This is a genomic window from Sporosarcina thermotolerans (assembly GCF_030067815.1).
Lineage (GTDB): Bacteria > Bacillota > Bacilli > Bacillales_A > Planococcaceae > Sporosarcina > Sporosarcina thermotolerans.
Map to the genome: position 1 here is coordinate 2,434,066 of NZ_CP125968.1, position 12,922 is coordinate 2,446,987.

Below are 12,922 nucleotides of genomic sequence, written 5' to 3' on the forward strand. Positions count from 1 at the left end.
ACCTTCACCGTGATGGAGATGATAAGAGAGTGGAAAGGTAAATTATTTAGAACAAAAACTAAATTAATCAATATATAATTATAGTTTTATTCCGACATTTATATATCTGAAAACACACCATTATCATGCTTAAAACACATTTTAAGATAACGATTTTTATTTTGACAATACAATTAAATTGTTTATATAATAATTAAACGTAAAGGAGGTAAATCCCAAATGGCTCAACTATCCAAAGAACAAATTGTCGAAAGCGTACCTCAAAAAGGTTTTTTCGGACATCCAAAAGGATTGTTCACTCTGTTTTTCACTGAATTTTGGGAACGTTTTTCATACTACGGAATGAGGGCAATTCTTGTCTTCTATATGTACTACGAAGTTTCTAAAGGCGGTTTAGGCCTAAGCGAACCAACCGCATTGGCAATCATGTCGATTTACGGCTCGCTCGTTTATATGTCCGGAATTATCGGAGGATGGCTGGCAGACCGCATATTTGGCACATCGAAAGCCGTATTTTACGGCGGTATTTTCATAATGCTTGGACATATCGTCTTAGCGTTTCCCGGCAATCTAACAATGTTTTTCACTTCTATGGTATTGATCGTCTTAGGGACAGGTCTTTTAAAGCCAAACATTTCAAGTATTGTTGGTGACATTTATGCAACTCACGATAATCGTCGCGATTCCGGTTTCAGCGTCTTCTACATGGGTATCAATATGGGTGGTTTTTTAGCGCCTTTAACTGTTGGGACAATTGGATTGGACTATAACTTCCACCTTGGATTCAGTCTTGCGGCTATCGGTATGTTCGTTGGACTTATTACGTTCCTTATTACAAAAAAGAATCTTGGTTTAGCTGGCACGCAAATTGCAAATCCACTTAGCCCTACTGAGCGAAAGCGTTTTGTCAAAAATCTTGTTATAGGAGTAGTTGTTTTAGTTGCTTTACTGTTCATTACCATTCCTAATGGGTGGTTAACATTTAACTCATTCATTGCTCTCGTTGGTATTTTGGGCTTTGTGATACCTTTCTCTTACTTCTTTTTAATGTACAGAAGTCCAAAAACAACGGCAGATGAGAAATCGAGAATTATTGCTTATATTCCGTTATTCCTTGCCGCTGTCATGTTTTGGGCAATTGCGGAACAAGGATCTACTATCCTTGCCCTTTATGCAGACAAACGAACTAATTTAGATGCATTCGGGTTTCATATATCACCTGCGTGGTTTCAATCGTTAAATCCGTTATTCATCATTACTATGGCACCGGTATTTGCTTGGCTCTGGATAAAATTAGGTAAACGGCAACCTTCGATCCCACAAAAGTTTTCATTAGGGATTTTGTTCGCCGGGCTTTCTTTCATCGTCATTCTTTTACCAGCTTATTTTGGTGGAACCGACAAATTAGTGAACCCATTGTGGCTCGCCTTAAGCATTTTCATTCTTGTTATAGGTGAATTATGTCTCTCTCCTGTTGGATTATCTGCAACTACTAAATTGGCGCCCGCAGCTTTCTCTGCACAAACAATGAGCCTCTGGTTCTTATCTAATGCCGCCGCTCAAGCATTAAACGCTCAGCTCGTGAAGCTCTATTCTGATAAAACCGAAATGTTATACTTCGGTATCATTGGTGGCGTTGCAATCGTATTAAGCATAATCCTTTTTGCAGCGTCTCCTGTCATTCAAAGATTCATGAAAGGTGTGCATTAGGCAGGCTGTCGCATGAAGAAAAGCATGACCCATTCGCGGTTATGCTTTTTTCCTTTGGTAAAAAATCCGGGTTTTTTAAGGAAAAGTATTTCTACAGAGGATCTTGAGTGTTATGATAGGCGTATTAATTAAATTTATAGAAAAGAGGGAAAATACTTGATTGTAGGTTTATCGATTATTTTGATATTGGTTTTATTTTTGCCTTTCACAGTTCCATTTGTTGAACGCAATTTGGAAGCATTCCTATTCATAATGGGTATCGCTGCAGTCATAGTGAGCGGTGTCTTGGACAAGGCTTTACTACTTAAAGCTCTTGAAGATCCAATACATATTACCCTTGCAGTCATTATTGCAGGGTTGTTATTCAAATGGCTTCAAAGACCCTTTGAAAAAGGGATTAGGGGAATTAGCCGAACAATCCCTTATAGGCTATTTCTCGCCCTCGTCGTAATTGTACTTGGAATCGTTTCCAGTCTAATTACAGCAATCATCGCTGCAATTGTTTTAGTGGCGATTGTAGGTGTCTTGCAACTCGACCGTAAATCCGAAGTACGACTTGTTATCCTTGCATGTTATTCAATTGGAATGGGGGCTGTTTTGACACCGGTCGGTGAACCTCTTTCCACGATTGCTACAAGTAAATTGAATGAGGATTTCTTTTATTTATTACGATTAATAGGTCCAGATGTAATTCCCGGGGTTATAGCTTTCGGAATTCTCGCGGCCTTCATGATTAAACCTTCCAAAAAAGGTATCGGATTGAAGGCAAAACAAGGACAAGAATCATTCATTGAGATTCTGATTCGTGGATTTAAGATTTATCTGTTTGTCATGGCTTTGACTTTGTTAGGTGCAGGTTTTGAACCATTCATCGAAAGGTTCTTGTTAGGCCTTAGTCCATACGTCCTTTACTGGATTAATATGATTTCAGCTGTGCTTGACAATGCAACGCTTGCCGCCGCGGAAATCAGCCAAGAGATGGATGAACCAACAATTAAAGCGATTCTTTTAGGACTTCTGATTAGTGGAGGTATGCTCATCCCTGGTAATATACCGAATATCATCGCTGCGGGAAAGTTAAACATTAAAAGTGGCGAGTGGGCCAAATTCGGTGTACCGGTCGGTCTTATCGCTATGGTTATTTACTTCGTTGTAATTGTTATTTTTGGTTAAATTAAAAAGCGGGCTGTCACGATTTTTTGTGACAACCCGCTTTTTTACGTTAATTTTATTTTCTCTTTTTAGTTAAACGTCCTAACAAGAAAGCACCTGCCGCGAGACCAATCATCGTATTTGTTTCTTTAGTGAATACTTGTTTAACAACAAGGTTCATATTTTGAGGTCTTTCAGCAAGTCGACGCATGAAATAGCCATACCAATCTTGTCCAAACGGCACATATGTACAGAAGTTATAGCCTTCTTTCGCCAATTCCAATTGCATTTCCTTTCTAAAACCGTAAAGCATTTGGAATTCGAATTTGTCATTTGGAATATTATTATCTTTAACAAATTGTTTTACATGATTGATGACATTATGATCATGGGTTGCAATTGAAGTGAATTTACCGTTCAGTAAATGCCATTCGATCAGTTTAATGTAGTTCGTATCAATATCTTGTTTGTCTTGGTATGCATTCTCTGGAGACTCTTTGTAAGCCCCTTTAACAATTCTTAGACGATAATTTTTATGTTTATGCAAATCATCTTCCGCACGGAAAAAGTATGCTTGAATGACAGTTCCGATGTTATCATACGTAACGGATAGCTCGTCCAGTAAGTTAAACGATGGTTGCAGACGTGCATAATCTTCCATATCGAAGTTAACGAAGATTCCATAATTTTTCGCCACTGAAACAATCGCCTCAATGTTCTCTTTACAAAAATCATAATCGATGTCCATGCCTAATTGAGATGGCTTTAATGAAATATGAGCATCTACGCCGTTTTCATGGATAGCTTCAATGACAGCTATGATTTGGTTTTTCGCAGCTGTCGCTTCCCCTCTTTCATAGACAAACTCGCCTAAATTATCGACAGTACAAGAAATACCATGTTTGTTCAATTCTTTGATGCTTTCAATCGTCTCGGCAATATTCGTTCCTGCCACTACATTTTGAGCACCTAATTTTAAGCCGTATTTTTTCGCTGCACTATTCAAAAACTGGTTTTGAGAAAGTCCCATAAAGAAGTCTTTTAAAATCATATCCATTACTCCTCTAGAATAATTATTTTTTCCAATCTGAATTATAACATAGCATTCTTTCTTCAACACTAATTAAGTATAGTGAAAGGTACAATTATTCACAACAAAAAACGTGTCCAAATAACCTTGGACACGTTTTTCATCAGTCAACCCTTTTATACCCGCCAAATTCCTTTTCAATAAAGGATCCGAGTTTAAATATCGCATCTTCATTACCATTCTTTCCAATGATTTGAATGGCAATAGGCATCCCGTCGTTGTCAGAGCCTACCGGAACTGTTAAAGCGGGAAGTCCCCAAGTATTTGCATAGGCAACGAAAGGCATGTATTTCAAAAACGTTTTTCTAATTGAAAATATCTCTTTATAGACAGTTCCGTGCAGCGGAGCAGCCGTATGATAGACTGGCATAATTACCAATCGACCTTCCAAGTATTCTTCTAAAATTGCATCACCAGTTTTTATAAGATGATGAATTTCATTAATTCGCTTGGCGGATGGCTTGAAAAGCGATGCCCCTATCAAAGCCCATGATAAATAGCGGTGAATAGTCGAATTTTTAGTCGTTTTTTCTTTCAGATAAGCAGTGTAAGGATTTCCAGATTTTTGATCAAATGCAATCTTCCTTGTGGATTCACCGCCATCGATCGACATGATTTCCTGCCAAAGAAGTGCTGACTCATCAAGGAGTGGAAGCGGTTCGGTGTCAATTCTAAAATTCGTATTTTTCAGCTTCAAATAGATTGTGTTTAACAGCATTATTGTTTCACTTGAAATAGGTTGCGACATCGTCCTGAATACATTAACCGAAAAATCTTTTAGATTTCGATCTTCCGGCTTCCTGTCGGCAATAATGCCATATACCAATTTTGCATCCCGAACAGATTTGGCCATCGGTCCAATTCCTAACATTCGTTGCTGCAATTCGTTTTCTACATATGGAAAACTACCGACTTGGGACACTTGCCCTTTTCCTGACTTAAAACCTATCACACCATTAAAATGACTTGGAAAACGGATTGAACCACCAATGTCCGACCCAAGGCCAACCGCGGCTGCGCCAAGTGCAATAGCGGCCCCTTCCCCGCCACTCGAGCCACCCGCTGTACGTTTAATATCCCATGGGTTATTCGTTCTTCCATATAATTTATTGTCCGTCTCTTGGCAAAAACATAATTCAGGTGTATTGGTTTTGCCAAGTATGATCGCACCTTCTGCCCTTAACTTGGAAACAACATCTGCATCCTGATTTTGCACCTGTCCTTTCCTACTTTTCAAGCCACCAGTTGTTTGCATTCCTTCCACATCAAAACATTCTTTCATAGTAATTGGAACGCCGTATAAAGCTCCCTTTACCTGCCCACCTGACAAGTTTTCATCCGCCATTTTCGCCTCATTTAACGCAGCAGCAAAACGATCTTCCGTCAGAAAATTGACGGTCGGATTTTTCTCTTCATCCGTTCAATAAAAATTTCAGTTATAGATACAGCAGAAACTTCTTTTCTCTGAATCATTTCACCTATTTGAACCGCATCGGCATCTAGGATGCCAACCTTTTCAACAACCGCCTCCATCATCCCCCAGCTCCCCATTCCAAATTGTCATTCTATTCATTATAGTTAATATAGGCAATATTAACAACAGAGGCTCCCTCCCTTTTCAGGTAAGAAGCCTCTGTTTGTTAGACTAAATTCATAAAGATGACGATAAGAATAATAACGAATGCCCCACCTAATGCTGCCCATTGCATACGATCTGGTTTTTCTGGCCTACTATCCCATTTTTGCATGACTCCAACTCCCTTCGGTAGATCCTACTCCATACTATAAATTCCCTACTCTTTTAAGTCCTAAACGGATGCGCCAATTTTCATTAATCGTCAATGGTTTTTAGTCATTTGATTTTCTTATAAAGAAAACGCTTACATATTTAACTGAATAAAAATTGTTTTGGGATTCGTTAAAATTAACTATCAATTACGGACTACTCTATGTTATTCTCATAATTATAACTAAATCTACATAATGAAAATGGGAGGAAAAAGTTTATGACCAAGACCGCTATTAGCGACTCTAAAACTGTACAAGTGGAGGATATCTTGATTGCTAACCAATTCCTCAAAGATGTCGTTGTACATACACCTTTACAAAAGAACAAACGACTTTCAGAGAAATATGGTTGCCATGTCTATATAAAACGTGAAGATTTACAACATGTCCGTTCATTCAAATTACGAGGGGCATTTTATAAAATCAAACGTATTGAAAGTCAAGCCAGAGAAAAAGGGATCGTTTGCGCAAGTGCAGGCAACCATGCACAAGGCGTAGCATATGCATGTGCCCAATTAGGCATCAGCGGAAAAATCTTCATGCCGCAGACAACACCAAAACAAAAGGTCAATCAAGTGGCGATGTTCGGAAAAGACTTTGTCGAGATTATTCTTGTCGGAGATACCTTTGACGATTCATCAAAGCACGCGAAAATTTGTGCAGAAGATGAAAGCCGAATCTTCATCCATCCATTCGATGATTTAGATATCATCGCTGGTCAAGGAACAGTCGCTCTTGAAGTGATGAATGACATCGAGGAACCAATCGATTTCGTTTTTGCAAGTATCGGTGGAGGCGGTTTGATGTCAGGTATCAGTACATATATTAAGAACCTTTCCCCTGCAACAAAAATGATTGGAGTAGAGCCCGAGGGAGCCGCCAGTATGAAAACCTCCATTGAAAACGACGAAATTACAACTCTCAACCATATTGATAAATTTGTAGATGGAGCAGCTGTACAATGTGTCGGCACTCATAACTTTGAAATTTGCAGGAAATACGTTGATGAGATTGTAGCTATACCTGAAGGCAAAGTATGCACCTCCATTTTAACTCTTTATAACGAACACGCAATTATCGCTGAACCGGCTGGCGCACTTCCAATTGCAGCACTCGATTACTTTAAAGATCAAATAAAAGGAAAGTCAGTAGTTTGTGTGATCAGTGGCGGGAATAATGATATTGGCCGTATGCAGGAAATTAAAGAGAAATCTCTTTTGCATGAAGGCCTACTCCATTATTTCATCATCAATTTCCCACAACGGGCAGGTGCTTTAAGACAGTTTCTCGATACCGTATTAGGACCGGATGATGATATCACTACCTTTGAATATACAAAGAAGCATAACAAAGAAAACGGACCGGGACTCGTCGGAATTGAATTAAAAAGAAAAGAAGATCACGCCGGCCTCTTGCAACGCATGAAACAAAGTGGCTTCCCCTTCACAGAAGTAAATAAGGACAGTACTTTGTTTGAACTGTTGATATAAAATTGTAAAGGTACCTGTGCATGGTACATTTATGATTGTAAAGGTACCTGTGCACGACACATTTATGACAATTCGCAGTTATGCTTAAATATAAAAAATTCGTATGAATTATTGTAATTAGTCAACCTTTTCATGTATATTCGATGAATATTCTCGATTGTGTGCTGCACAGGCACCTTAACAATTCGCCGGGCAAACATGAAAACACCCTATCCATTCGGACAGGTGCGTTTTCATTTCTTTTTCGATTTATGAATTTGCAAGAATCATTGCGATTCTATCAATTGTAGGGATTGTACTTTTCGTTTGTCCTTGAGTTAGAACGGTGAAAATGAGCGTCTCCCCTTTTTTCGTTTCTACATAACCGGCCAGTGAACTCACACTGTTTAAGTTTCCTGTTTTCGCAACGACTTTTCCTTTAACGGGGGCAGTAGTTAATCTGTTTCTCAACGTCCCACCGACAAATCTGTCATTTACCCCTGCAATTGGAAGTCCTTGTACAAAACTGCCGTACCATGGTGCACGCCGAACTTGGTAAAGCAATTCCGTCAATTGTTCGGACGTCACTTTGTTATTATGGAGAATCCGAAGCATCTTCAAAGACCCACTCAGAAGGATTTAGACCGATGGATTCCGCGTATTCGCGCATAACTCGTAATCCTGAATTCCAACTGCCTGTCCCATAAACTTTCCGCCCCATTGTTTTCGCTAAAATTTCCGCATGCGTATTATTGCTTAACTTCATAAATGGTTTCATTAAGTTTTTCAATGGCATCGATTGTTTAGATGTGATAATTGAAACATTTGCCGGAACTTGTCTGCTGACTGTTTTCGAAGTGGCCGCAAATTTAATCCCTTTGGATGCCAATGATTGTTTAAAGACATCAAGCGTATAGGCCGTGGGATTTGATACGGTAACCCATTGTTTACTCCCAGCACTACCCACCGGCACATTGCCTGAAATAAGAATTGTGTTCGTTCCGGGTTGTCGTTTAATAGACAACGTATTTTTATATCCTTTTGGGACAGTTTTTGATTTATTGACGACAGTGACAATTTTCGTAGCTGGGCTCAACGTAACGTTCGCCTTATAGCCATTTTTAGCCGGTTTTGCATCCACGATTACCGTTCCGGCATCATAATCGGTATTCGGCGAGAGCGTCAAACCAGATATTTGTGCAGCGTAATAATGCGTTTCGTCCTCTTTATCAATACCTGGTGATAGTCTAATAGAATCGAACCAAGTATCATCACCGACTAAATCGCCAGTTATTTGCTTTATCCCCATTTTCGATAGGGTCGCAGCAAACTGATCCAAATCAGTCTTCAAAAGCGTCGGATCGCCTTGCCCACGTAGATAAAGATTTCCTTTTAAGACCCCTTTTGAAATAGTGCCATCCGTAAGTAAATCCGTACGGAATCGATATTCCTCACTTAGTGTTTCCAATGCAGCGGCAGAGGTTAATAGTTTTAGTGTAGAGGCTGGTGTTACTTTCTTTCCGGCGTTCGACTGATAAATAATCTCCCCTGTTGAAGCCTTTCGGACAGTGACGCTACTATTGGCGGATTTCATAATGGAATCGTTCATAATCGCATTTAAGCTTTTTTCCATTGACTGGTAGTGACTTGAAGCTTGTACTACAGAATCTTTTAGGGTGACCGTGAACACAGCAGCAAACGACATCACTATGGCGACAATGACCATAGCGGCTTTTCTGAAAATCAAACTGTTTCCCCCTTCATCTAAGTTGTCGTTTTCAGTCTACCATTTTATGTTTAAGAGAGAAATAGTTTTAAAGATAGTATCTGCAGATTTAATTGAATATGAATTTATATTGAATCAACTTGCTATCCGTACCTAAATATTCCTCTGTTCCAATTCTGCTTGCTTCTTGGAATCCTATGCTCTCAAGCATTTTCCTTGAGCGAAGATTCGTTTCATGGGTTTCCGCATTGAAAATCGTAATTCCAAAATGCTTAAAGGCATAATTCATCAGAAGTTTACAGGAATCAGATCCTATACCTTTCCCCCAAAGAGTACTGTCTCCAATTGCAATGCCTATTTCAGCAGAATTCCCATTTATGCAAGCCAAATCCGCATATCCAATTAACTTGCTTTCCAATTCAATACCGATTCGAAAAAAACCTTCTGAGTCATTGTTTACGCAACGCCCCCACCAGTTAAACAATTCTTGCTCATCCCTATTCAAATCCCATCCATTCGCTATGCAAAATACATTGTCCTTACTCCATTTTGCAACACAACTGAAATCTTCCATCGTTATAGGCCTAAGTTTAATATCGTGTCTAAACTTTATTTTTATATCCAAATTCCCACCCTTTTCTTTAGGAAGTCGCAATAACCAATACTGAGATCGTCCATACAATCAACATAAATGCTGTTGTCATCCAAAAAGTATTAGTAGTAGTTTGTTGTTCATTCTTTACTTTTTTTATTATTTCTACAAGATTGACACAAAAAATGATGGCCAATATGGGCATAAAATAAAAACCAATAACTGCAAAGATCATATCCATAGCTTATTTACCTCCAGATTAAACTTATTACTCACTATCACCCTACCACTGTCAGCATATTGATGAATTCGGTAAAAGTGTCCGCAATCACATGGAGATTATTCCCACTTCCTTCATCCGACTCTACATAGACAACATTTGGAACCTCTCGATTTTTATAATTAAAACCGACCCAAGCATGTCCGCTACCGGAGAATAGGACAAGCCCCTCGGGCAGGCCACATTCCAGTATGAAATAATCACTTAACAACAAACCTTCTTCGTTTGCTCCCATGATTTCTTCTACCATAATGAATCCATCTCCGCTTTCAATAGGAAAATCCACAGGAAATGCTCGATGCGTTTCTTTTACAGTTCCACCATTTACTTTTTTCAACAGTTGTACGAAATCAGTCGGCAGTTTTCTTCAGAGCGTTTGTTCGACACGTGTTATTTCTTCGCTTGTTGCAGGTTTATTCAGAGTTTCTTTTAAGAAGATATGCTCCATAGTAATTCTCCTTTACCTAAGAGTCACAAACCAACAGAAATATATTTCACTTCAATGTACTCATCCAGCCCATAATGTCCGCCTTCCCTGCCTAACCCACTTTGCTTGAATCCGCCAAATGGTGCTTGAGGAGTGGATGGTAAACCATCATTCAGACCGACGATACCATATTCCAACTTCTCACTCATCCTGATCCCTCTTGATAAATTCTCAGTGAATACATATGCCGCCAATCCATAGATTGAATCGTTCGCCCGGGCAATAACCTCCTCTTCAGAAGAGAATGTTGTTATAGGTGTTACGGGGCCGAATGTCTCTTCCTTCATACAAATCATCTCATCGTTTACTCCTGTCAAAATCGTCGGTTCATAAAAAAGTCCATTTTGACGTTTCCCACCAGCTACGACCTTTGCACCTTTCTTAACCGCATCGTCGACATGTCGTTGTACTTTTTGAATAGCATTTTCATCGATAAGAGGGCCTATCGTAACCCCTTCTTCCTTGCCATTTCCTACCTTCAATTGCTTAACTCGTTCGGCCAACCTTTCGGAAAACTCATCCACTATCGTCTCATGAACGTAAATTCGATTCGCGCAAACACAAGTCTGCCCGGCATTTCTGAATTTCGCCGCGACTACACCTTCCACTGCCTTATCGAGATCACAATCATCCATGACAATTGCAGGCGCATGCCCCCCAAGTTCAAGCGAAATCTTCTTGACCGTATCGGCCGCTCCACGCATCAGCAGCTTTCCAACTTCCGTCGATCCTGTAAATGTCAGTTTCCTAACACGTTGATCCTGAAGCCAAGTCTCCCCTATTGCCTTTGCGTCACCCGTCACAACATTAATGACACCATCCGGAATCCCTGCTTCCATTGCAAGTTGAGCCAATTTAATCGCAGTCAACGGCGTTTGTTCGGCCGGTTTGATAACGACAGTACATCCCGCAGCGAGTGCAGGGCCGACTTTTCGCGTAATCATTGCCGCAGGGAAATTCCAAGGGGTGATTACTGCTGTTACTCCTACAGGTTGTTTATGGATGAAAATCCGCTTGCCTGCACCGCTTGCGGAATCGTTTCACCGTAAATCCGCTTTGCTTCTTCCGCATACCAGGAGATGAAACCATTTGCATAATTCATTTCCCCTCGGGCTTCTGCCAAAGGCTTACCTTGTTCTTCGGTCATTGTTTGAGCAAGATCTTCTAAATTTTCATTGATTAATACATGCCATTTGACTAAATAGCTGCTTCTTTCATACGCAGAAAGCATGGACCATTTTTGAAATGCATCAGTAGCAGCATCCACTGCCAATCTCGCCTCTTCTGCCCCACCATCTGGAACAGTTGCAATTGTTTTTCCTGTCGCTGGATTAACGACTTCAATTGAAGGACGGTCTCCCCCGGTTTCTTTTCCGTTGATCAACATTGAAAAAGAAGTACTCATCTCCATACCTCCCAAATTGTATTTTCTTAACCAATGTACCACTCTTTTTTCTATTTTTCTTGATTTAAGAGTTAAACATTCTTTCTTTTCAAAACTTGATAATACATTAGCAAGCAATTAGTGTGCTACACTATTTTTAACTTAAAAATTTGAAAGGTGGTTCACCGGATGACTACATCAAACTCTGTAAAATTGACATCCCTAACAACAAAAGGAGGCTGCGGCTGTAAAATAGGACCGGCTGATTTATCACAAGTCCTGCAATCACTTCCACAAGCTCCATTTGACCCAAATCTTTTAGTCGGCCTTGATACGAGTGATGATGCGGGAGTTTACAAATTAACGGACGATCTCGCAATCGTGCAGACACTCGACTTTTTCACCCCGATTGTGGACGATCCATATGATTTTGGGCAAATTGCAGCAACAAATGCAATTAGCGATGTATATGCAATGGGCGGAAAGCCGATAACTGCTCTTAATATCGTCGCGTTCCCGATAGCAAAATTGGACAAAAGCATTCTTGCCGATATTTTACGTGGGGCTGGAGACAAGTTGAAAGAGGCGGGTGTCACACTTGTCGGCGGACATTCCATTGACGATCAGGAGCCAAAGTTCGGCCTATCAGTGACAGGAACTGTTCATCCCGATAAGGTACGTACGAATGCAGGTGCAAAGCCTAACGACAAACTTGTTTTGACGAAGCCGATCGGGGTTGGGATTTACACAACTTCATTGAAAAATGGCGCACTGACAACTGATGAAATAGAACAAGTGACTTCAATTATGACCACATTGAATAAGACAGCATCCGAAGTGATGTCTGACTTTGACGTCCATGCGGCTACAGATGTAACTGGATTCGGTTTGCTTGGGCATGCAACTGAGATGGCCAAAGCAAGCAATGCAGGAATTCGAATCTTTGCCGAACAAGTGCCTATCCTCCCGCGCACGAAGGAACTTGCGGAAGCAGGTAGAATTCCTGGCGGGACAAAAAGCAACTATGCACATGTTGCTGATGCAGTCACTTACGCCGATCATCTTGATCAATTGGACCGTTACATCTTATGTGACGCGGTAACTTCAGGCGGTCTGCTTATATCTGTTTCTTCCGACCATGCAACTGAACTTGTCGATACAATGAAAGCAAATGGCGTCAACGCTGCCATCATCGGTGAAGTGACTGGTGAACATAAAGGCAAAATAAACGTAGTATGACTTAA

At 40.2% G+C, this 12,922-nt stretch carries 12 protein-coding genes and 1 pseudogene; 4 read left to right on the top strand and 9 right to left on the bottom strand.

Annotated elements, in window-relative coordinates:
- Window positions 1–219: 219 nt before the first annotated feature.
- Both QNH10_RS13810 and QNH10_RS13815 read left to right on the top strand, forming a co-directional pair.
- Entirely contained in the window at window positions 220–1,710 is a 1,491-nt protein-coding gene (locus QNH10_RS13810; protein ID WP_283731982.1) for a peptide MFS transporter, read from the top strand.
- Window positions 1,711–1,866: 156 nt separating this feature from the next.
- The gene (locus QNH10_RS13815) at window positions 1,867–2,883 is read left to right on the top strand and encodes a DUF1646 family protein (protein ID WP_283731983.1); all 1,017 of its coding nucleotides are present in this window, start codon (window positions 1,867–1,869) and stop codon (window positions 2,881–2,883) included.
- Window positions 2,884–2,938: 55 nt separating this feature from the next.
- On the opposite strand, the gene QNH10_RS13820 is transcribed toward QNH10_RS13815, so the two are convergent.
- From QNH10_RS13820 to QNH10_RS13830, 3 genes are all read right to left on the bottom strand, one after another.
- Window positions 2,939–3,913 carry a proline dehydrogenase family protein gene (locus tag QNH10_RS13820; protein ID WP_283731984.1) on the bottom strand — a complete coding sequence of 325 codons (975 nt, stop codon included), beginning with the start codon at window positions 3,911–3,913 and terminating at the stop codon, window positions 2,939–2,941.
- Window positions 3,914–4,055: 142 nt separating this feature from the next.
- Window positions 4,056–5,339, bottom strand: a complete 1,284-nt coding sequence (locus tag QNH10_RS13825) for an amidase (protein ID WP_283734647.1) — start codon at window positions 5,337–5,339, stop codon at window positions 4,056–4,058.
- Window positions 5,336–5,488: a hypothetical protein gene (locus QNH10_RS13830; protein WP_283731985.1), complete on the bottom strand. Its 153-nt coding sequence runs from the start codon at window positions 5,486–5,488 to the stop codon at window positions 5,336–5,338. Before QNH10_RS13830 ends, QNH10_RS13825 begins: the two co-directional genes overlap by 4 nt.
- A 470-nt stretch (window positions 5,489–5,958) precedes the next feature.
- On the opposite strand from QNH10_RS13830, the gene ilvA reads away from it, so the two are divergent.
- On the top strand, window positions 5,959–7,230 hold the full coding sequence (gene ilvA / locus QNH10_RS13835) for a threonine ammonia-lyase IlvA (protein WP_283731986.1): 1,272 nt from the start codon (window positions 5,959–5,961) through the stop codon (window positions 7,228–7,230).
- Between the two features lie 249 nt (window positions 7,231–7,479).
- On the opposite strand, the gene QNH10_RS13840 is transcribed toward ilvA, so the two are convergent.
- From QNH10_RS13840 to QNH10_RS13865, 6 genes and pseudogenes are all read right to left on the bottom strand, one after another.
- Window positions 7,480–7,824 carry a D-alanyl-D-alanine carboxypeptidase gene (locus QNH10_RS13840; protein ID WP_283731987.1) on the bottom strand — a complete coding sequence of 115 codons (345 nt, stop codon included), beginning with the start codon at window positions 7,822–7,824 and terminating at the stop codon, window positions 7,480–7,482.
- Entirely contained in the window at window positions 7,805–8,956 is a 1,152-nt protein-coding gene (gene dacB / locus QNH10_RS13845; protein ID WP_283731988.1) for a D-alanyl-D-alanine carboxypeptidase/D-alanyl-D-alanine endopeptidase, read from the bottom strand. Before dacB ends, QNH10_RS13840 begins: the two co-directional genes overlap by 20 nt.
- An 88-nt stretch (window positions 8,957–9,044) precedes the next feature.
- A complete protein-coding gene (locus QNH10_RS13850; RefSeq protein WP_283731989.1) occupies window positions 9,045–9,560 on the bottom strand; it encodes a GNAT family N-acetyltransferase in 516 nt (171 codons plus the stop codon).
- A gap of 16 nt (window positions 9,561–9,576) precedes the next feature.
- Entirely contained in the window at window positions 9,577–9,768 is a 192-nt protein-coding gene (locus QNH10_RS13855; RefSeq protein WP_283731990.1) for a hypothetical protein, read from the bottom strand.
- A gap of 37 nt (window positions 9,769–9,805) precedes the next feature.
- Window positions 9,806–10,144, bottom strand: coding sequence for an SMI1/KNR4 family protein (locus QNH10_RS13860; RefSeq protein ID WP_283731991.1), 339 nt, complete (start codon window positions 10,142–10,144; stop codon window positions 9,806–9,808).
- A gap of 134 nt (window positions 10,145–10,278) precedes the next feature.
- Window positions 10,279–11,699 (bottom strand): annotated as a pseudogene (locus QNH10_RS13865) (NAD-dependent succinate-semialdehyde dehydrogenase).
- A 168-nt stretch (window positions 11,700–11,867) separates the two neighbouring features.
- Here QNH10_RS13865 and selD point away from each other — a divergent pair.
- The gene (selD, locus tag QNH10_RS13870) at window positions 11,868–12,917 is read left to right on the top strand and encodes a selenide, water dikinase SelD (protein ID WP_283731992.1); all 1,050 of its coding nucleotides are present in this window, start codon (window positions 11,868–11,870) and stop codon (window positions 12,915–12,917) included.
- Window positions 12,918–12,922 lie beyond the last annotated feature (5 nt).